Origin of the sequence: Alcanivorax sp. DG881, assembly GCF_000155615.1 — a bacterium.
Classification (GTDB): domain Bacteria; phylum Pseudomonadota; class Gammaproteobacteria; order Pseudomonadales; family Alcanivoracaceae; genus Alcanivorax.
On the sequence record NZ_DS989915.1, the window covers coordinates 1,675,385 to 1,695,194 of the forward strand.

The window sequence follows — 19,810 nt, forward strand, 5'->3', positions numbered from 1 at the left end:
AGGCGACCAAAGGGAGGTCATTCTTTGGAGACCTGTCGAGCCAGGAAATCCCTGATCGCCCTACGGTCGATTCCGCGCTTCGCACGGTTCGTCCCCTGGAAGGGAACTCCTACAGCGGCTTCGCAGAAAAGCCAAGCAAGCTCATAGCTCAGTATTTCTCCGCTTCCAGAAACAATACATTCCAGGTCAACGGCAGGCCCTGTTGCGTTCGCTTGGTTTCATATTCTTTCACCATGGCCTGCCAGGCATTCTTGCCGGTAAGACCGGAGGCGCCGCTGACATGATCCGCGCCGGTGGCCTTGAGCCGACGGGCGATGGCCTTGACCGAATCGTAGTATTCCACCATCACCTGTTGCTGCATCTCAGCATCAACAAAGCCCGCCTGCAGGGCGGCGCTCTGCCAGTCGTCAAAACCCGGCAAGGCGTTCACATGGGGGCGGCGATTAACCGCCTGCCAGCTCTGCTGCAACTCGTGCAGGGAACCTGCCAACGGCACCGCCAGCAACAAGCGCCCCCCGGGAGACAACACCCGGCCAACCTCTTTCAGGACCGCGCGGGGATCACACCATTGCAGGGCAAAGCAACTGAAGACCAATCCCTGGGAGGCATCGCTCACCGGCAACTGTTCCGCATCCGCACAGAGAGGCTGATAGCGCTCATTAAACCGCCCACGCTCTGCAGCTTCGTGCAGCATGGCCCGCGACAGGTCCACCGCCTGCCAATGAGCCTCAGGCAACACTTGCTGCTGGGCCCGGGCAAAAGGTGCCGTGGCACATCCCAGGTCCAGCGCCGCATTCACTGGCAACCGCTGCGGCAACCGCTGCACCAGCGAACGGCCCACCGCCAGCTGCAAAATGGCATGCTCGTCATAGCTGTGCGCCGCCCGGCTGAAGTGGTCGCTGACCGCATGTTTATCCAGAGCGGACGCAGCCATCTCAAGCGACCAGTCGATATTCGCGATAGAAGTCATAAACCGCTCTCGTAAACGTCTCCGGTGCCGACAGGAAAGCCACATGAGCCACCTGCTCAATCAGGGCAGTGCGGCCGTGATGAATCAGCGGTTCGCTGGCCGCCATGGCCGCCGCCGGGACAATATGATCGTTCTCACCAAAGACCATCAACACCGGCATGTCCAGCGCCGGCAAGACCGTTCGCATGTCTGCCTCGCGCAGAATGTCGAGACCACTGCGCAAGGCTTTCGGCGCGGGCAGCCCACAGAAATAAAGGATTTCCTTGAGCCGCGCCGTATCCTCGCGCATGGCTGCACTGCCCTTGCAGTTTAATGCGAGGAAACGCACTAGGGTGCCTTCATGATCCTCGTCGAACATTTCGGCAAACTTGCCGAGAATGTCCGGCTTCATGGCCGTATCCCAGCCCTCACCGGTCGTAAACCGCGGTGAGGTGGCCACCGTGACTACCGACTGCACCCTTTGCGCCGCTTTCCCAGCCATGGCCAACGCCACCAGCCCGCCCAGCGACCAGCCCAGCACGTGGGCCCGCTCCGGCATGATCGCCAGCACTTCGTCCGCGAGAAAATCCAGGGTGTAGTCCCCGTTGGGCATGGGGCTCTGGCCCATGCCGGGCAGGTCCACCACGGTGACCCGGAACCGTTCCAGCAAGGCCGGCACAATGTCGTCAAAGACAATGGCATGCAGCCCCCAGCCATGAATCAGAACGATGTCCTGCGCCTCGTCATCATTCACACCCGTGGCTTTGTAGGTATTGTGAAAGGGAATCAGTTTGGGCATAGCAATCCTGGTCAACTTGATGCCTGGCGCAGTGCGCCCGGCACAATAAAATCCAATAACGGGTCAGGCGTTCGCCAGCGCCAGCAGCAACGCATCCACATCCTCAAGCTCATGGGCCGCTGACAGTGTCACCCGTAAGCGAGCCTCGCCTTCCGGCACCGTGGGCGGGCGAATGGCCGTGATCAGCAAGCCCTTTTCCCGGAGCGCACCACTGAGTGCCATGGCGTCGGCATCACTGCCGATCAGCAATGGCTGAATCGGTGTGCGCGACGGCATCAGGGTGTAGCCCTGCTCACTGGCACCGTGTCGAAAACGGGCAATCAGTTCTGCCAGCTTCTCCCTGCGCCAGTTTTCCTCACGGGACTTGTGGAGACTGACCCGTGTGGCCGCCGCCACCGCTGCCGGCATGGCCGTGGTGTAGATAAACGTGCGGGCGAACTGTATCAGGGTTTCGATCAAATCATGGCTGCCCGCCACAAAGGCGCCGCCAGTACCCAGCCCCTTGCCAAGCGTTCCCATGAGGATCTGGGTACGCGGGTTAACCCCCTGGGCAAACAAGGACCCACGCCCTTGCGGGTCGAGCACACCAAGGCCGTGGGCATCGTCCACCATCAGCCAGGCATCGTGAGCGTCACAGGCATCGGCGTAGGCCGCCAGCGGCGCTTCATCACCATCCATGCTGAAGATGCCATCGGCCACCACCAGTTTGCGACGGGCATCGCTACGCTGCAGCTGACGGCTCAGGGCATCGGCATCATTGTGGGCAAAGCGCCGGAAGCGGGCCCCGCTGAGCAGGCCGCCGTCCAGTAGCGAAGCATGATTGAGGCGATCTTCGAATACGGCGTCGCGCTTGCCCAGCAAGGCGGACATAACGCCCAGATTGGCCATGTAACCGGTGGAAAACAGCAGCGCGCGCTCACGGCCTGTGTACTCGGCCAGCGCCTCTTCCAGATTCTGATGCGGACGCTGATGACCACAAACCAGATGCGACGCACCGCTACCTACGCCCCAGTCCCGTGCCCCCTGCCGGAACGCCTCGATAACATCCGCATCGTTGGCCAGGCCAAGGTAATCGTTACTGCAGAAATTCAGGTACTGCTGACCGCCCACAACCGCATGCCGGCCACAGGGGCCGTCCATGATTTGCGGCTGGCGATAGCGGTGCTGCTCCCGGCGGGCCGCCAGGTCGGCGGCCAGATCAAAGCCCACAGGCGAGCCTCAGTGCTCGGTAGCGGTGGGCCGACCGGTGTCCTTGTCCAGCACATGCTTGGCGGCCCGTTTAGAGTCCAGGGCGTTATAGAAAAGCCCGGCTTCCTCCGCTTGCTGCTCGGATACCTGCGCCTGGATGGCTTCTTCATGGGCTTCGTCGGACGCTTCGTGACGCGGATCCAGCGGGTGAATCCCCAGCCGTTTGAACAGGCGTTGGTCGTGGTTGGCTTCCGGGTTATCGGTGGTCAGCAAACGTTCGCCATAGAAAATGGAGTTGGCACCGGCCATAAAGCACAGGGCCTGGGCTTCGTCGTTCATTTCCTGACGACCCGCAGACAATCGCACATAAGATTGCGGCATCAGGATCCGGGCCACCGCCACGGTGCGCACAAATTCGAAGGGGTCCAGATCGTCCACATCCGCCAGCGGCGTGCCTTCAATCTTTACCAGCATGTTGATGGGGACAGATTCCGGATGGTGCGGCAGGTTAGCCAACTGCTGAAGCAGGCCCACCCGGTCATTGCGCTCCTCGCCCATGCCGACGATACCGCCGCAGCACACCTTCATGCCCGCGTCGCGCACATTGGCCAGGGTGGACAAACGATCATTGTAGGTCCGGGTGGTAATCACCTGCCCGTAGTATTCCGGCGAAGTGTCCAGATTGTGGTTGTAGTAATCCAGGCCCGCCTCGGCCAGCGCCCCCGCCTGACCTTCATCGAGCATGCCCAGGGTCATGCAGGTTTCCATGCCCAGGTCTTTGACCTGACGGATCATGTCCAGCACATAGGGCATGTCCTTGTCGCGGGGGCTGCGCCAGGCGGCGCCCATGCAAAACCGGGATGCCCCGTTCTGCCGGGCAGCCTTGGCTTCTTCCACCACCCGGGACACTTCCAGCAATTTCTCTTTTTCCAGCTCGGTGTTGTAGTGACCGGACTGGGAGCAGTATTTGCAGTCTTCCGGGCAGGCGCCGGTCTTGATCGACAGCAAGGTGCTCACCTGCACCGCATTGGGATCGAAGTGGGCCCGGTGCAGCGCCGCCGCCTGGAAGATCAAGTCGTTGAACGGCAGGGCAAACAGGGCGTCGATCTCACTGCGTTTCCAGTCATGGCGTACAGCCATGTCCGTGGATGGCGATTGGGCGGTGCTGGCGATGGCGGGCATGCTTCATTCTCCTCGGGTAACGTCAGCAGGCTAAGGAGCCCCATGGCACCTGTCAACCTGAAAGCCGCAACAAAAGTTTACTGTAGCCTACTTTTTAACCACATCAACCCCTCACCCTGTACTCTCTGCGGCCAATCAGAAAGTGGGGCCTTGTGCGTTGATTGCCTGCACCTGCTGGCCCGGCTGACTGTACCGGTTTGCCGTTGCGGGCTCCCCCACGGCAACGAACAACCCGTCGAGGCGGATTCTGTGCCGCCACTGTGTGGGCGCTGTATTCGCCAGCCACCGCCGTTTTCCGCCAGCCAGGCGCCCCTGCAATACACCTTCCCAATAGACGCCCTCATCACGCGCTACAAACACCGGGCTGACCTGACGGTAGAGCGGGCCCTCGCCCCACTATTGGCAGAGACGCCCCTGCCATGGGCGGATACCGATGCCGTGTGCCCGCTGCCGGTCCATTGGCGACGACGATGGCGCCGCGGCTTCGATCAGGGGGATCACCTTGCCAGACTGATGGGGCAATACTGGCAACGCCCCGTGCTGCCAGCACTGGTACGTCAACGGGCCACTGCCAGCCAGCAAGGGCTGAGCCGCCGACAGCGGCAACGCAATCTGCGCCAGGCATTTCACTGTCAGCACCCTGTCACCGGACTGCGACTGATCCTGGTGGATGATGTCATGACCACCGGCAGCTCTGCCCGCGCAGCGGCACAGTGCCTGCTTGATCACGGCGCAAAGGACGTGCGGGTATGGACCCTGGCGCGCACACTGCCCCCGCCGTTGGCCTGACAGGCACCGTCCAACCCCTCCTTGCCAGGGAACGCGCTGCGTTTTTCAGCGGGCTGCCAGGGAGCCTCTGAAAACTCCTTGCATGCTCAGTCTTTCAGGCTGGTTCGCAATCTAGGCGCACTTTTGAAAGCATGCTGGTTGCCTGCCGAAAAAATGCAACAACGAGTGCGGGCCAGCCTGGAAGACCCGAAGGGCGTGGTCTGAAGCGCCCATCTGCTGCACCTTGCCTCTAGGAAAGGGAGTCACCCTGCCTGTCGAAACAAGACTCAACAGCTGCACGCTTCAGACCACGCTGAGCACGTAAGGAGTTTTCAGAGGCTCCCTAGGCCCCATAGCCACCTTTAGGCATAATAACGGCTTGTTCACGGAGGGAATCACATGACAAGAATAATAATCACCCTGGCCCTGCTGGCTCTGGGCTGTTCCAGTGTTCAGGCCGAAGACCGTTATAGCGGCGTCACCCTGATGCGCGGCACCGTGGTGTCCGTGGGCCGGGTGGACCCGACGGAAAATATCGGCACCGGTTTTTTTGTCGATGCCAATTACACCAGCGTGGCGTTGAATGCCGGCGTCGGCACCAAGAAATTTGGCGATTCGCCCATTCGCCGCGACTCCGGCGACGATGACCTCTCCGCTGCGGACGGCGAACGTGTTAACAATGCCTATGCCGGGGTGGGCTTTGGCCGCATTATTCAAGTTCAGTATGGTTACGGCTCAGAAGGCGACCTGCTGCGCTACCGCTCCGACTTCAACTACCGTTCGGTGATTGATTTCTTCACCGGCAAGCGCACCCCCAAGGACCGCCTGACTCTGGGTGACCGGCTCACGTTCACCATCGCCGTGGAGCAGTACCTGGACGACGAAGACGAGATTTTCGATAACGCAACCTGGGGCATTGGCCTGTTATTCTGATCCGTTGATGGATTAACGACTGACCAGGCCGGCCCCGGCAAGGAACACCATGGACATACACATTGCCCAGGGGCACAACCCGCCGCACAACATTCATGGCATTACCGTGGTGATCGACGTGATTCGCGCGTTCACCACCAGCCATCACGCCTTTCGCAAAGGCCTTCGCTGTATCTGGCCGGTGGCCAGCGCCGAGCAAGCCTTTGCGCTGCGCGACGAACACCTGCCTGACGCCTTGCTGGCCGGAGAAGTAGAGGCACTGCCAATTCCCGGCTTTGATTTTGGTAATTCCCCCTGGGAAATCGATCAGGCCGAGCTGCAGGACAAAGAACTGATTCTGCGCACCACCAACGGCGTGGCCGCCACCCTGCGTGCCCGTGACAGCCGTGAGGTGCTGGTGGCCGGGCTGGTCAATGCGGAGGCCACCGCCAACTATTTGCGCAAACAGAACCCGCCCACCGTGGTGCTGGTCGCCTCTCACCCCACCGGCGATGAAGACGTGGCCTGCGCCGAGTATATCCGTCATCTGCTGGGCGGAGACGGCATCACCTATGAGGCGGCCCGCGACCGCACCCTGAATGCCAGGGCAGCGCAGAAATTTTTCGCCGGCACTCACCCCCGGCTACGTCCCCAGGATATCGAAGCCGCCGCCAGCAGCGCAGGCCCGGATGCCCTGACCATGCACGTGCGCTTCGACCCGCAACCCTGTATCACGGCTCAATCAGCCCCCTGACATCCAGCGTCAATGATTCCGTTCTTTTTGATCAATGCGCCGCTACCATCGAGCTTGCTACTGTTGATTGAATTTTTACCAACAGGACAGCCCGATGATCCAGTGGTCCGAACAACAGCAGATGATCCAGAAAATGGTACGCGACTTTGTGGAAAAGGAAGTCGTGCCGCAGCTGGACGATATCGAATATAACGGCGTTCCCCCCTACGACATCCTGCGCAAGATGATCAAAACCTTCGGCATGGATGTGATGGCCAAGCAATCATTCGACAAGCAGATTGCCCGTGAGAAAGCCATCGCTGCCGGCGACACCGTCGAAGAGAAAAAGAAGAAGGAAGGCCCCTCCGCCATGGCCGGGGAAGAAGCCGCCATGCGCATGATCCCCATTATTGAACTGTGCAAACATGCCCAGGGCCTGGTCACCGCCATGGGCGTTTCCATGGGCCTGGGCGGTGGCGCCATCATGAGCAAGGGCACCACCGAGCAGAAAGAACGCTGGGCTCTGCCCCTGCTGACCCTGGAAAAAGTGGGCGCCTGGGCCATTTCCGAACCCAATGCGGGTTCCGATGCCTTTGGGCAGATGAAAACCCTGGCAAAGCGCGACGGCAACGGCGGCTACATCATCAACGGTAGCAAGACCTGGATCACCAACGGTCCCTACGCCGACACCATCATCCTGATCTGTAAACTGGATGAAGAAGGCGTGCCGGCGGATCAGCGCAAAATTGTCTCCTTTATTCTCGATAGCGGCATGGAAGGCCTGGAGCAGTCCAAACCCTTCAAGAAAATGGGCATTGGCTCTTCCCCCACCGGCGAGCTGTTCCTGTCCGATGTGAAAGCGGGCCCGGAACGCCTGCTGGGCGGCAGCGAAGACAGCTACGGCCGCAGCGGCGCCAAAGGCACCTTCATGCAGGAACGGGCCGGGGTAGCGGCCATGGCTCTGGGCATGGTGGAGCGCGCCCTGCAGCTGAGCACACAGTACGCCAGCGACCGGGTTCAGTTCGGCCGTGCTATCGGCCAGAACCAGCTGATCCAGCTGAAACTGGCCAAGATGGAAGTGGCACGCACCAACCTGCAAAACATGGTATTCCGCTATATCGAGATGACCGCCGAGGGCGCCCAGATGACGCTGGCCGAGGCGTCCGCCATGAAGCTCTACGCCGCCCAGGTGGCCATGGAAGTGGCCACTGAAGCGGTGCAGATCCACGGCGGCTACGGCTACATGCGCGAGTCCCGCGTGGAACAGTTGATGCGCGATGCCAAAATTCTGCAGATTTATGCTGGCACCGATGAAATGCAGATTATCGCCATTGCGAGGGACCTGCTGGGCCGCGTGTAGCCCGCCACCGGGCCTGTGGCTGGTGCCCGGCCAGCCACAGCTGGCACCCTATGTAAGCAATTGACTACCGCCAGTGTAAGCATATTGACCATTGCGCCTTGCGTGATGGTTTTTGTGGTCTTCATCACACAATCTCCCCTGACTACACTCATTCATTATTCGTAGTAAGGCCCGCCAAACCGCCTTTTTAGAGTAGTACGTATGTACCGCTTTCGAGATGCGCCGCCGGGCCCAGGGTGACCTCATGAAAGTACGCTATAGGGCAGACCGGCTCGCCGTTGCTCTGGTGTTAGCGGTATTCGGTATCCAGCTTGGCCTGTTCTTCTTCAGCCATGGGCTGGCCACCTGGCTGGGCATGCTGGCCCTGCTGCCGGTGCAGGTGTCCTGCGGCGCCATCTGCCACAACCACCACCACGTGAACACCTTCGTCAAGCGCCCGCTCAACCGGCTGTTTGAAATGGTCCTGTACCTGCAGACCGGCACCAGCCCCTTGAGCTGGACGCTGCATCACAACATTGGCCATCACCAGCTCTATCTGGATCCGGACAACGACCCGTCCCCCTGGCAACAGGCTGACGGCAGCCTGATGCCGCGCTGGCGCTATGTGCTGATCAACACCCTGCGCATCTACCCGGAAATCCACCGCATCGGCCGCCAGCACCCGGCACTGTACCGTCGCTTCCTGCGCCTGCTGTTGCTCGCCAATATCCCGCTGGTCGCCGCCTTCATGCTGGACCCGCGCAACGCCTTTATCGTCTTCCTGATTCCCATGATCAGCATGCTGTTCATGTTGCTGGACAACACCTACGGACAACACGCCGGCACCGGCTATGAAGACCACTTCCACGCGTCGCGCAATGTGGAACTGAAACGCTATAACCTGCCGTCCTGGAATCTGGGCTACCACACAGCCCATCACATGCTGCCCGGCCTGCACTGGAGCGAACTGCCGGCCCTGCACGCAAAAATCCGCGACCGGATTCCGGATCACCTGATTACCGAAAATGTGCTGTTGCAGTGGGAACCCGCCCGCCAGCAGCGCCAAGGAGAAGGACTTCCCTCATGATACGTGGCCTGATTCTCTGTCTGATCATGCTGTCTGCGGCTGCCGCCCGTGCCCAGGACTGCTATTACTACTGGGTACACCAGTGCATCGAAGTGGTCGACGCCAGTCAGCGGCAACTCAAGCAATTTGTACTGATTTCCCCGGCAGTCAATTACCTGAGTGTGGACGAAGGCAGCCAGTGCAGTGCTGCCGTGAGCCGTCAGCAAGCCCCGCTCAACCCCCAACTGCTGGCTGCCTTCAATGACGCCGCCAGCAGGATTGAGGCCTGTGAAGCCCCACTCACCGAGCTTTCCGCCCGCGCCTTCGACAAACCCCACAAGGCCACCTGGCACTACAACCGAAGCCGTAAAGTCAGCCCCCAGAAAGTGGTCATCACGGTGGAAAACGCGCCAATCCTCTAAAAGCGGTTAATCGCTGCACTATGCAACGGGTATGCTATGATCAGTGTGCTTTTTTATATCCGGGGCGAATAATGAAAATAATCAAAACTGCCGCGTTGTCCTTGAGTTTGTTCCTTGTTGCCTGCCAGGGCCTGCAAGGGGAACGCCAGGGCGATTACTACTTTTCACCGGCCGGCGCCTACATCCTTGATCTTGGTATCAACACTTTCCGTGGCGAAGTGGTGCTGGATGAGCGCTGTGACCGCAACGGGGGCTCCACCACCTTCTGGGACGGCAGTGGCCGCCTGTTCCGGGTGGATTACCTGAACGTGGAAAATCACCCGATGATCGAAGCCCCCCGCTTCGCCTCGGACCTGACACTGCTCAATCTCAGCCTCAACAGTTACCTGCGTGAAGTGGTTGCCAAGGCCCCCATGATCACCAGCGCTGAAGCCTCCTACCGGGAATTCCTGGACGATGCGGACCCGAAGGCGTTGTTCGCCATCATTGGTATCAATGTGGATGCGGCCAAGGTGAAAGATGACGAGGTGGAAAGCGGCACCTACTACTACGGCTTCATGCTGTTCAAGCGGGGCGACCTGATCTATGTACTGCAGCACCGCCAGCCCGTGCTGATGCCGGAAAAGATGAAGTCCGTGCTGCTGAACCTGGCGGCCGGGATGGAAATCCCCGGCCGGGTTCGCGATGACACCGACATGGAAAAGTTGCGCCGCGTCCTGAAAAAGATGGCTCCCGGCGGCACGGATGGCGACCCGGTGCGTTTGTGCGAACCCGCACAGGGCTGAATTGATAATGGCTAATGGATCACTGACAATCGGGGTAACCGATTCTGTCATCCATTAGCCAGATTGGATTGATCGCCATGAGCACCCTGAAAACACAACAATGTGAGGCCTGCCGCGCCGACTCTCCCCTGGTCAGTGACCAGGACCGTAAAGAGCTACACCCGCAAGTACCCGACTGGATGCTGGTGGAAGAAGACGGCATCGAGAAACTGCAACGGCACTTCACCTTCAAGAATTTCGTCCAGGCGCTGGATTTCACCCATCGGGTGGGCGATCTGGCGGAACAGGAAGGTCACCACCCCGCCATTCTCACCGAATATGGCAAGGTCACCGTCACCTGGTGGACCCACAAAATTCACGGCCTGCACCGCAATGACTTCATTTGTGCCGCCAAGACCGACGCCCTGTAACGAGCTACAAGCTACAAAATGAGATAGCGGGAACGGTTCCCCCGATTACCTTTTCAACTTTTCACTTTGCACTTTCAACTGATCTTTCGCGGACAGGGCGGCCACAGTATGGCACTGCCCAACCCGCGTTGTAGCTTGTAGCTTTCCCCACTCCCCTCTTTCCTTTGACCATTTCCTCCACCCCCCTGATCAAAACGGCTTGCGTCAACGATACCGGTCTTTGCTAGCATCACCTGTAACCGAGGAGATAACAGCATGGCCCTGAGCGAAGAACAGAAAACCCTTATCAAAACCGCCAGCGACAAAACCTTTCCCTTTGTGGAACGCTGCGAAGTGCAGACACTGGAGGTGGAGCGCGGTTACTGCAAGATGCTGATGCCACTCAAACCCAACCTTAACCATGTTGGCATCATGTACGCAGGGGCGCTCTACACCATTGCCGAATTGCCCGGCGGCACCATCTACCTGACCTCCTTTGACACCAAGCGCTTCTATCCCATCGTCAAGGACATGTCGATTCGCTTCCGTCGCCCGGCCACCACCGACGTCACCGTGGAAGTCACCCTGAGCGAAGAAGAAATCGCGCGCATCGAGAGCACCACTGAAGAAGTAGGGAAATGTGATTTTGAATGGGACGTTGAAATCAAGGATGCCAATGGCGAAGTGGTTGCCATCACCCACAACGTCTACCAGCTAAGAAAGATCGGCAGCTAAGAGGAACCACAAGCCTCAAGCTGCAACGCTGGTTGGGGGCGCCACACGGTGGCCGCCTTGCCCGCGGAATTTAGTTGAAAGTTCAAAGTGAAAAGTTGAAAAGAGCAAACCCCGGGAACTTTTCCGCCTTACCCTATCCATTTTCGTAGCTCGTAGCTCGTAGCTCGTAGCTCGTAGCTCGTAGCTCGTAGCTCGTAGCTCGTAGCTCGTAGCTCGTAGCTCGTAGCTCGTAGCTCGTAGCTCGTAGCTCGTAGCTCGTAGCTCGTAGCTCGTAGCTCGTAGCTCGTAGCTCGTAGCTCGTAGCTCGTAGCTCGTAGCTCGTAGCTCGTAGCTCGTAGCTCGTAGCTCACTCAGCGTAGGTACAGAATCCCTGCGGCCCCAGGTTCACCGTGGTAGAGCACTCCCACTCAATACGCTGCATGCCCCCTTCCACCGGCCAGGTGGTGAGTTGATGACCATCAAGACGGCCCGCCAGCTCCAGTTTCAACATGCCACCATCCAGTAGATACGCCCGCTTTATGCGTTTGCCGGTCACCTGCTCCTGGGCCACCCCCATATCCGTCAGGCTGTCTGGCCAGGTGCCACCGGACAGATAGTATTCTGTCATATGCATGCGCAAGGCGCTTACCGTGCTGAATGTCTGGGCCAACTCGGAACGGTCTCGGCTGCTACTGAATAACTCCCAGGTTTTCGGGTCAATCCCTGGCGGCGGTGCATCCTCGGGCTCACTGGGTGAGGCCGGCGTTTCAGGAATGGCGACACGCCGGGCAAGGGCATCGATATCCCCCTCATAGCGGGCACGCAGGGAGCAGCGACTGCCCGTCCAGCGCTGCCCCTGCAGGGACGGTGTTTCCGTTTGCAGCTGCGTGAGGTAGGCATCCCTGAGCAACGATTCCGGCCTATCCTGTTTCTTGTATGCCTGCTGGCGCTGCCGATACTCATCGGTGGCCGCAATCACACTGAGTAAGCTGACGTGAAGCTCTTCGGTCATCAACTGCAAGGCACGGCCGCAGACCTGTTGCTCGGTTTCACCCTGCCCGGCCCGTTCTACCTTGGCCAGCGCCAGTGACATGGCCAAAGCCGGCGCCCCCAGCGCCAACAACATAGCCGTAATAACAATACGCATCCCTTCCCCCCTCACTTTCACGCTTCCACGCGATTGAGTGTTTTATCTGTGAACGCAAGCGGCCGCACCCAAATCCCCCGGCGCGGCCCCTGCGGCGTCAGACAAGACAACCCCAGGGTTCGCGTTGTAGCGTGAAGCTTGTCGTTTGCAGCTCAATTATTTCTGGCTCAATTCCACCACCGCCTCAATAAAGACCCTGGCGTGCTCCGGATCCACCTGCGGTGTAATGCCATGCCCCAGATTAAAAATATGCCCGGGGTGATCACCAAAATCATTGAGGATACGTTTTACTTCGGCACGAATAGCCTGGGGAGATGCGTACAGCACCGCCGGGTCCATGTTGCCCTGCAAGGCCACCTTGCCACCCACACGGCGGCGAGCCTCACCAATATTGATGGTCCAGTCCAGGCCCAGCGCATCGCAACCCGACTCCGCCATGGATTCCAGCCATAGCCCACCGTTCTTGGTGAAGAGAATGACCGGCACCTTGCGGCCCTCATGATCGCGGATCAGGCCATCAACAATCTGCTTCATGTATTTCAGGGAGAACTGCTGGTACGCCTCGGCAGACAGGGCTCCGCCCCAGGTATCAAAAATCTGCACGACCTGGGCACCATGGCGTATTTGCGCATTCAAATAGGACGTCACCGACTGTGCCAACTTGTCCAGCAGGGCATGGGCGACTTCCGGCTGGCTGTAGACCATGGCCTTGAGGTGGCGGAAATCCTTGCTGGAGCCGCCCTCCACCATGTAGGTGGCCAGCGTCCAGGGGCTCCCGGAAAAGCCGATCAGGGGAACGCGGCCGTTCAGGGCGCCACGAATGGTGCTCACCGCCTTCATCACGTAACCCAGATCGGTTTCCGCATCAGGTATCGGCAAGGCGGCCACGTCCGCCTCAGTACGCACCACTTTCCTGAATTTCGGTCCTTCTCCGGTTTCGAAGTACAAACCCAGCCCCATGGCATCGGGGATGGTCAGGATGTCGGAGAACAGGATTGCCGCATCCAGCGGGTAACGCTCCAGCGGCTGCAACGTGACTTCGCAGGCCAGATCCGCATTCCTGCACAGGTCCATGAAGGACCCGGCATGTTCACGGGCAGCCCGGTATTCCGGCAGATAGCGACCTGCCTGGCGCATCATCCAGATGGGCGTGCGGTCCACCGACTCGCGGTTCAAGGCACGGAGGAAGCGATCGTTTTGCAGGGGAGCGAAAGTCATTGTCAGTCCTAAATCCTGGCGGGACGCCCTATGCCTGAGGCCGGACGCTCAACCCGCTTCTGATAGCATTGCGGCTCCGCAAAGAGTCTCTGCGGAGCCGCAACATTTCTGGCACTACTGTTTTAAAGCGTCTGGCGTCAGGCGTCCAGCCTTAGGCGTGATTAAACATCCAGGTAATCAAGAATCCCTTTGGCCGCTTCACGGCCTTCCCAGATGGCGGTCACCACCAGGTCGGAACCACGCACCATGTCACCACCGGCAAAGATCTTTTCATTGCTGGTCTGGAACGGGAAAGCTTGCTCCTCGATCGCCATAACACGGCCGGAATCATCGGTGTTGATGCTCTTCGCATCAAACCAGTCCGCCGGGCTGGGGCGGAAACCGAACGCCACGATCACCGCATCCGCTGGCAGAATTTCTTCGCTGCCCGGGATCGGCTCAGGGCGGCGGCGGCCATTGTTATCCGCCTCGCCCAGCTTGGTTTCCACTACCTTGACGCCAACAACCTTGCCATCTTCACCCACCACTTCAATGGGCTGACGGTTGAACAGGAACTGCACGCCCTCTTCTCTGGCGTTGGTCACTTCCTTGCGTGAACCCGGCATGTTTTCTTCATCGCGACGGTAAGCACAGCTGACGCTTTCTGCCTGCTGACGGATAGAGGTGCGGTTACAATCCATGGCGGTATCACCACCACCCAGCACCACCACACGCTTGCCCTGCATGTTGATGAAGTCGGCTTCGTCTTTTTCAAAGCCCAGGTTGCGGTTGGCGTTGGAGACCAGGAACGGCAGCGCTTCAAACACGCCCTCCAGCTCTTCACCCGGGAAGCCGCCTTTCATATAGGTATAAGTGCCCATACCCATGAAGACCGCATCGTATTCGTCGAGCAGCTCATCGATGGTGATGTCCTTGCCGACTTCCACGCCCAGGCGGAATTCTATGCCCATGCCTTCAAACACTTCACGGCGCTTGGCCATGACCGGTTTTTCCAGCTTGAACTCGGGAATACCGAAGGTCAGCAGACCACCGATTTCCTCGTAACGATCGAATACCACCGGCTTCACACCGCTGCGTACCAGCACGTCGGCACAGCCAATACCGGCAGGCCCCGCACCGATCACCGCCACTTTCTTGTCGGTCCACACCACCTTGGACATATCCGGACGCCAGCCCATGGCCAGCGCCGTATCGGTGATGTACTTCTCGGTGGCACCAATGGTCACCGCACCAAAACCGTCGTTCAGGGTACAGGCCCCTTCACACAGACGATCCTGTGGGCATACCCGGCCACAGACCTCCGGCAGGGAGTTGGTCTGGTGACTCAGCTCCACCGCTTCCAACAGGTTGCCTTCGCTGATCAGCTTCAACCAGTTGGGGATGTAGTTATGGACCGGACACTTCCATTCACAGTACGGGTTACCGCAATGCAGGCAGCGGTGTGCCTGATGCTCCACTTCCCGGGTTTCAAACGGGTAGTAGATTTCCTCGTACTTGTGCTTGCGGTCTTCAATGTCCTTTTTCTTCGGATCGTGCCGGGGCACGTCGAGAAACTGGAAATTATTGCTCAAACGTTCAGCCATGGTATCCCCCGTTATGCCGGATTGGCGCGCGTGCTCTGCAGCAGGTTTTCCAGGCTTGCGGCCTTGGGCTTAACCAACCAGAACTTGCGGCTCATGGCATCAAAGTTGTCCAGAATGTACTGGCCCCATTCGCTGCCGGTCTCTTCCACGTAATCTGCGATTACGCCGCGCAGGTGACTGCGGTGAGACTCGGTGGCTTCGGAACTGATGCGATGCAACTCGATCAGCTCCGGGTTGATGCGGTCGAAGAAATCATTGTCTTCGTCCAGGACGAACGCAAAACCGCCGGTCATACCCGCACCGAAGTTGTGCCCGGTGCGGCCCAGCACGGTGATGGAACCACCGGTCATGTACTCACAGCAATGATCGCCAGCGCCTTCCACGATGGCATGGGCCCCGGAGTTACGCACCCCGAAACGCTCACCAGCGGTGCCGGCGGCGTACAGCTTGCCGCCGGTGGCACCGTAGAGGCAGGTATTACCGATGATGGCGGTTTCCTGACTCTTGAACGGGCTGCCATTGGGCGGGCGAATCACCAGCTTACCGCCGGCCATGCCTTTGCCCACGTAATCGTTGGCGTCGCCTTCAATATACATGTGCAGACCGCCAGCGTTGAACACACCGAAGCTCTGCCCGGCAGTACCGGTAAAGCGAACCTTGATCGGCGCTGTCTCCATGCCCAGATTGCCGTGCTGCTTGGCAATCTCACCGGACACGCGCGCGCCCACGGAGCGGTCACAGTTGGTGATCTCGTAATGGAACGAGCCACCGGATTTGCTCTCGATGGCGGTACCCATGTCGTCCACCATCTTCTGGCTCAGCACGGCCTTGTCGAACGGCTCGTTGCGGGTCACCTGACAATGGGTCGGCTTGTCCGCCGGCACCAGGTCATTGCGCAGAATCGGGGTCAGGTCCAGCTTGCCCTGGCGCGCGGTTTCACCTTCCAGCACCTTCAGCAGGTCGGTACGGCCGATCAGCTCGGGGATGCTTTTCACACCCAGCAGCGCCAGCAATTCACGCACTTCCTGAGCCACAAAGGTGAAGTAGTTGATCAGCAGTTCCGGCGCACCAATGAAGTGCTCCTTACGCAGATCTTCACGCTGGGTCGCCACACCGGTGGCGCAGTTGTTCAGATGACAGATACGCAGGTACTTACAGCCCAGTACGATCATCGGCACAGTACCGAAACCGAAGGACTCGGCACCCAGAATCGCCGCCTTGATCACATCCAGGCCGGTCTTCAGACCACCATCGGTCTGCAGGCGAATCTTGTCGCGCAGGTCGTTACCCCGCAGCGCCTGATGCGCTTCCGCCAAACCCAGCTCCCAGGGAGAGCCAGCATAGCGGATGGAGGTCAGCGGGCTGGCCGCGGTGCCACCGTCGTAACCGGAAATGGTGATCAGATCCGCGTAGGCTTTGGCCACACCGGACGCCACCGTACCGACACCGGGTTCGGACACCAGCTTCACAGACACCTGGGCATCCGGATTGACCTGCTTGAGGTCAAAGATCAGCTGGGACAGATCCTCAATGGAGTAGATGTCATGGTGCGGCGGCGGTGAAATCAGGGTCACACCGGGCACGGAGTGACGCAGGCGCGCAATCAGCGCATTCACCTTGCCACCGGGCAGCTGGCCACCTTCACCAGGCTTGGCACCCTGAGCCACCTTGATCTGCAGCACTTCAGCGTTGACCAGGTAATGCGGGGTCACACCGAAACGGCCAGAGGCAATCTGCTTGATCTTGGACACACGCTCGGTGCCAAAGCGGGCCGGGTCTTCCCCGCCCTCGCCTGAGTTGGAACGACCACCCAGACGGTTCATTGCCGTGGCAATGGCTTCATGGGCTTCCGGGCTCAACGCGCCCAGAGACATGCCCGCGGAATCAAAGCGCAGCAGGATATTTTCCAGCGGCTCCACCTGATCCACATCGATGGCATCCACGTCATCACGCAGGGCAAACAGGTCGCGCAACGTGGCCACCGGACGCTTGTTGACCAGTTCGGCGTACTCCTTGTACGCGTCGTAGTCGCTGTCCTGGGTGGCACGGTGCAGGGCGTAGATCACGTCCGGGTTGAAGGCGTGATATTCCTTGCCGTGGATATACTTGAGGATACCGCCAGCATCGATGGGCTTGCGCTGCTTCCAGGCGTCCTTGGCCAGGTTTTGCTGGTCTTCCTGGAAATCCTCGAAGCCCGCACCCTGAATCCGGCTGGGCACGCCACGGAAACACACCTCTACGACGTCACTGTTGATACCGATGGCTTCAAACAGCTGGGCGCCCCGGTAAGAGGTAATAGTGGAGATCCCCATCTTGGAGAGAATCTTCATCAACCCCTTGTTGATGCCCTTGCGGAAGTTCTTCTGCAGCTCCACCGCGTCGCCTAGCAGCTCGCCGGAACGCACCATGTCGGCGATCACATCGTAGGCCAGGTACGGGTACACCGCGGTAGCACCGAAACCGAACAACACGGCGAAGTGATGGGAATCACGCACCGTGGCGGTTTCCACGATGATGTTGGCGTCGGAGCGCAGACCTTTTTCGGTCAGGGAGTGGTGTACCGCGCCGGTGGCCATAGCAGCATGGATAGTCAGTTTATCCTGGGCGATACCATGGTCCGTCAGCACCAGGATTGCGCTGCCATCACGAACGGCCTTTGCCGCCTGCTCACACAGATCCAGCACCGCCTGCTTGAGGCCGGTTTCGGCGTCGTAGTGCAGGCTAAGCCTGGCCGTCTGGTAACCCGGACGCTCGATGTTGATCAGGTTGGTGAACTTGGAGTGCGACAATACCGGGGTAGACAGAATGGCCCGGTCGGCATGGTCAGCGGTCTCTTCGAACACATTGCGCTCGGCGCCTACACAGGTTTCCAGGCTCATCACGATCGCTTCACGCAGCGGATCGATGGGCGGATTGGTCACCTGGGCAAACTGCTGACGGAAGTAGTCGAACAGGGAGCGCTCGCGACGGGACAACACCGCCATGGGGGTATCGTCACCCATGGAACCGGTGGCTTCCTGACCGGATTCTGCCAACGGGCGCAGCACCTGATCGCGCTCTTCAAAGCTGATCTGGAAAAATTTCTGGTAGCTGAGCAGATCCTGCGGGTCCACCTCATCGGTGCGGCCCACTTCGTGGTCGTAGTCCGCTTCGATGCGCAGGGCATTGCTCTTCAGCCAGTCACGGTAGGGGTGACGGACTTTCAGGCGGTTATCGATGTCCTTGGTGTGCAGGACTTCACCGGTTTCGGTGTCGATGGCCAGAATCTGGCCCGGCCCGACACGGCCCTTGGCCACTACGTCTTCCGGCTTGTAGCTGTACACACCGATTTCCGAGGCCAGGGTAATAAAGCCGTTCTTGGTCACCACCCAGCGAGCCGGGCGCAGACCGTTGCGGTCGAGCATACAGACAGCATAACGGCCGTCCGTCATTACCAGACCGGCCGGCCCATCCCACGGCTCCATGTGCATGGAGTTATATTCGTAGAAGGCACGCAGATCGGCATCCATGGTTTCCACGTTCTGCCAGGCAGGCGGAATCATCATGCGCACAGCGCGGAACAGGTCCATGCCGCCAGCCAATAGAATTTCCAACATGTTATCCATGCTGGAGGAATCCGAACCGGTACGGTTAACCAGTGGGCTCAACTCTTCCAGGCCCGGAAGCAGCTCATTCTGGAACTTGTTTTCCCGCGCCAGTGCCCAGTTACGATTGCCCTGCACGGTGTTGATTTCACCGTTATGGGCCAGGTAACGGAACGGCTGGGCCAGCGGCCACTGGGGCAGCGTGTTGGTAGAAAAGCGCTGGTGGAAAACGACAATCGCCGTTTCCATGGCACTGTCGCCCAGGTCCGGGAAGAACACCGGCAGATCCACCGGCATCATCAGGCCTTTGTAAGACATCACCGAGGCGGACAGGGAACAGATGTAGAAGTAGCCGTCGTTCTCGATGGCTTTTTCCGCATGGCGACGGGCAAAGAACAACCGACGGTTCAGCTCCTGCTCGGAGTTGCCGTCTGCCGCCACCATCACCTGCCAGAACCCCGGCAGGGACGCACGCGCCAGATCACCCAGGCAGGACGGGTCGGTGGGCACTTCGCGCCAGCCGAGCACCGCAACACCCTGGGCCTCCAGGGCCGCATTGATAGCGCTTTTCTGTTGCTCGGACTGATCCGCGTCCGGGTGGGTAAATACCATCCCCACGCCGTAGTTATCCGGCAACGTAATGGATTGCTCTTCCGCGACCTTGCGGAAGAAAGAATCGGGTTTCTTAAGCAACAGACCGCAGCCATCACCGGTTTTTCCGTCGGCATTAATGCCGCCCCGGTGTGTCATGCACGTAAGTGCTTCAATAGCAGTTTGCAGAAGCTCGTGGCTGGCCTGGCCCTCCATATGGGCAATCAGACCAAAACCACAGTTGTCCCGGAATTCTCCGGGCTCAGTGAGCCCCCGCACCAGCGTTGAGTTCTGCTGCATGAAAACCTTTCCTCTTGAAATTCAGAGACTTACAGAAGGCAAATGGCGTCAAGAAAATGGTGACGGCAAAAAAGGGATATGCATTCTACACATTGCGCGCTTGGGCGACAAATTGAACAGTCACCCAAGGCGCTTTTTCAT

General features: G+C 59.3%; 17 protein-coding genes. 9 read left to right on the plus strand and 8 right to left on the minus strand.

Annotation, left to right across the window (positions count from 1 at the left end; translation table 11 throughout):
* Positions 1 to 148: 148 nt before the first annotated feature.
* The 4 genes from bioC to bioB form a co-directional block, all read right to left on the minus strand.
* Positions 149 to 970: a malonyl-ACP O-methyltransferase BioC gene (bioC, locus tag ADG881_RS07425; RefSeq protein WP_050760131.1), complete on the minus strand. Its 822-nt coding sequence runs from the start codon at positions 968 to 970 to the stop codon at positions 149 to 151.
* Positions 936 to 1,748 carry a pimeloyl-ACP methyl ester esterase BioH gene (bioH, locus tag ADG881_RS07430; protein WP_007151288.1) on the minus strand — a complete coding sequence of 271 codons (813 nt, stop codon included), beginning with the start codon at positions 1,746 to 1,748 and terminating at the stop codon, positions 936 to 938. Before bioH ends, bioC begins: the two co-directional genes overlap by 35 nt.
* 63 nt (positions 1,749 to 1,811) lie before the next feature.
* Positions 1,812 to 2,957 (minus strand): 8-amino-7-oxononanoate synthase, encoded by a 1,146-nt coding sequence (gene bioF / locus ADG881_RS07435; RefSeq protein ID WP_007150234.1) that lies wholly within the window; start codon positions 2,955 to 2,957, stop codon positions 1,812 to 1,814.
* A gap of 9 nt (positions 2,958 to 2,966) precedes the next feature.
* Positions 2,967 to 4,118 carry a biotin synthase BioB gene (gene bioB / locus ADG881_RS07440; RefSeq protein WP_007149089.1) on the minus strand — a complete coding sequence of 384 codons (1,152 nt, stop codon included), beginning with the start codon at positions 4,116 to 4,118 and terminating at the stop codon, positions 2,967 to 2,969.
* A 150-nt stretch (positions 4,119 to 4,268) separates the two neighbouring features.
* On the opposite strand from bioB, the gene ADG881_RS07445 reads away from it, so the two are divergent.
* The 9 genes from ADG881_RS07445 (at position 4,269) to ADG881_RS07485 (ending at position 11,267) form a co-directional block, all read left to right on the plus strand.
* Positions 4,269 to 4,907, plus strand: a complete 639-nt coding sequence (locus ADG881_RS07445; RefSeq protein ID WP_232211703.1) for a ComF family protein — start codon at positions 4,269 to 4,271, stop codon at positions 4,905 to 4,907.
* 378 nt (positions 4,908 to 5,285) lie between these two features.
* On the plus strand, positions 5,286 to 5,819 hold the full coding sequence (locus ADG881_RS07450) for a hypothetical protein (protein ID WP_007150087.1): 534 nt from the start codon (positions 5,286 to 5,288) through the stop codon (positions 5,817 to 5,819).
* Positions 5,820 to 5,868: 49 nt separating this feature from the next.
* Positions 5,869 to 6,552, plus strand: coding sequence for a 2-phosphosulfolactate phosphatase (locus ADG881_RS07455; protein ID WP_007151499.1), 684 nt, complete (start codon positions 5,869 to 5,871; stop codon positions 6,550 to 6,552).
* Positions 6,553 to 6,646: 94 nt separating this feature from the next.
* On the plus strand, positions 6,647 to 7,891 hold the full coding sequence (locus ADG881_RS07460; RefSeq protein ID WP_039926413.1) for an acyl-CoA dehydrogenase family protein: 1,245 nt from the start codon (positions 6,647 to 6,649) through the stop codon (positions 7,889 to 7,891).
* Between the two features lie 244 nt (positions 7,892 to 8,135).
* Entirely contained in the window at positions 8,136 to 8,957 is an 822-nt protein-coding gene (locus ADG881_RS07465; RefSeq protein ID WP_155132215.1) for a fatty acid desaturase, read from the plus strand.
* Positions 8,954 to 9,358 carry a hypothetical protein gene (locus tag ADG881_RS07470; protein WP_007151558.1) on the plus strand — a complete coding sequence of 135 codons (405 nt, stop codon included), beginning with the start codon at positions 8,954 to 8,956 and terminating at the stop codon, positions 9,356 to 9,358. Before ADG881_RS07465 ends, ADG881_RS07470 begins: the two co-directional genes overlap by 4 nt.
* 71 nt (positions 9,359 to 9,429) lie before the next feature.
* Positions 9,430 to 10,143 (plus strand): hypothetical protein, encoded by a 714-nt coding sequence (locus tag ADG881_RS07475; protein WP_039926415.1) that lies wholly within the window; start codon positions 9,430 to 9,432, stop codon positions 10,141 to 10,143.
* 77 nt (positions 10,144 to 10,220) lie between these two features.
* Positions 10,221 to 10,553 (plus strand): 4a-hydroxytetrahydrobiopterin dehydratase, encoded by a 333-nt coding sequence (locus ADG881_RS07480; RefSeq protein ID WP_039926417.1) that lies wholly within the window; start codon positions 10,221 to 10,223, stop codon positions 10,551 to 10,553.
* Positions 10,554 to 10,808: 255 nt separating this feature from the next.
* Positions 10,809 to 11,267 carry a YiiD C-terminal domain-containing protein gene (locus tag ADG881_RS07485; protein WP_007149773.1) on the plus strand — a complete coding sequence of 153 codons (459 nt, stop codon included), beginning with the start codon at positions 10,809 to 10,811 and terminating at the stop codon, positions 11,265 to 11,267.
* A gap of 346 nt (positions 11,268 to 11,613) precedes the next feature.
* Here ADG881_RS07485 and ADG881_RS07490 read toward each other — a convergent pair whose 3' ends face one another.
* The 4 genes from ADG881_RS07490 to gltB all read right to left on the minus strand — a co-directional run bounded on the left by ADG881_RS07490 (position 11,614) and on the right by gltB (position 19,669).
* A complete protein-coding gene (locus ADG881_RS07490) occupies positions 11,614 to 12,393 on the minus strand; it encodes a pilin (RefSeq protein WP_007150331.1) in 780 nt (259 codons plus the stop codon).
* Positions 12,394 to 12,549: 156 nt separating this feature from the next.
* On the minus strand, positions 12,550 to 13,611 hold the full coding sequence (gene hemE / locus ADG881_RS07495; protein WP_007148451.1) for a uroporphyrinogen decarboxylase: 1,062 nt from the start codon (positions 13,609 to 13,611) through the stop codon (positions 12,550 to 12,552).
* A 161-nt stretch (positions 13,612 to 13,772) separates the two neighbouring features.
* Complete coding sequence (locus ADG881_RS07500) at positions 13,773 to 15,194, minus strand: FAD-dependent oxidoreductase (protein WP_007149581.1); 1,422 nt, start codon at positions 15,192 to 15,194, stop codon at positions 13,773 to 13,775.
* A gap of 11 nt (positions 15,195 to 15,205) precedes the next feature.
* The gene (gene gltB / locus ADG881_RS07505; protein ID WP_007148743.1) at positions 15,206 to 19,669 is read right to left on the minus strand and encodes a glutamate synthase large subunit; all 4,464 of its coding nucleotides are present in this window, start codon (positions 19,667 to 19,669) and stop codon (positions 15,206 to 15,208) included.
* Between the last annotated feature and the right edge of the window lie 141 nt (positions 19,670 to 19,810).

Coding starts and splice junctions, on each gene's coding strand:
- ADG881_RS07485 (WP_007149773.1), top strand. CDS start 10,809: ATGGCCCTGAGCGAAGAACAGAAAACCCTTATCAAAACCGCCAGCGAC.
- ADG881_RS07480 (WP_039926417.1), top strand. CDS start 10,221: ATGAGCACCCTGAAAACACAACAATGTGAGGCCTGCCGCGCCGACTCT.
- bioH (WP_007151288.1), bottom strand. CDS start 1,748: ATGCCCAAACTGATTCCCTTTCACAATACCTACAAAGCCACGGGTGTG.
- ADG881_RS07490 (WP_007150331.1), bottom strand. CDS start 12,393: ATGCGTATTGTTATTACGGCTATGTTGTTGGCGCTGGGGGCGCCGGCT.
- bioC (WP_050760131.1), bottom strand. CDS start 970: ATGACTTCTATCGCGAATATCGACTGGTCGCTTGAGATGGCTGCGTCC.
- ADG881_RS07500 (WP_007149581.1), bottom strand. CDS start 15,194: ATGGCTGAACGTTTGAGCAATAATTTCCAGTTTCTCGACGTGCCCCGG.
- ADG881_RS07470 (WP_007151558.1), top strand. CDS start 8,954: ATGATACGTGGCCTGATTCTCTGTCTGATCATGCTGTCTGCGGCTGCC.
- ADG881_RS07450 (WP_007150087.1), top strand. CDS start 5,286: ATGACAAGAATAATAATCACCCTGGCCCTGCTGGCTCTGGGCTGTTCC.
- ADG881_RS07460 (WP_039926413.1), top strand. CDS start 6,647: ATGATCCAGTGGTCCGAACAACAGCAGATGATCCAGAAAATGGTACGC.
- ADG881_RS07465 (WP_155132215.1), top strand. CDS start 8,136: ATGAAAGTACGCTATAGGGCAGACCGGCTCGCCGTTGCTCTGGTGTTA.
- gltB (WP_007148743.1), bottom strand. CDS start 19,669: ATGCAGCAGAACTCAACGCTGGTGCGGGGGCTCACTGAGCCCGGAGAA.
- ADG881_RS07475 (WP_039926415.1), top strand. CDS start 9,430: ATGAAAATAATCAAAACTGCCGCGTTGTCCTTGAGTTTGTTCCTTGTT.
- ADG881_RS07455 (WP_007151499.1), top strand. CDS start 5,869: ATGGACATACACATTGCCCAGGGGCACAACCCGCCGCACAACATTCAT.
- bioB (WP_007149089.1), bottom strand. CDS start 4,118: ATGCCCGCCATCGCCAGCACCGCCCAATCGCCATCCACGGACATGGCT.
- hemE (WP_007148451.1), bottom strand. CDS start 13,611: ATGACTTTCGCTCCCCTGCAAAACGATCGCTTCCTCCGTGCCTTGAAC.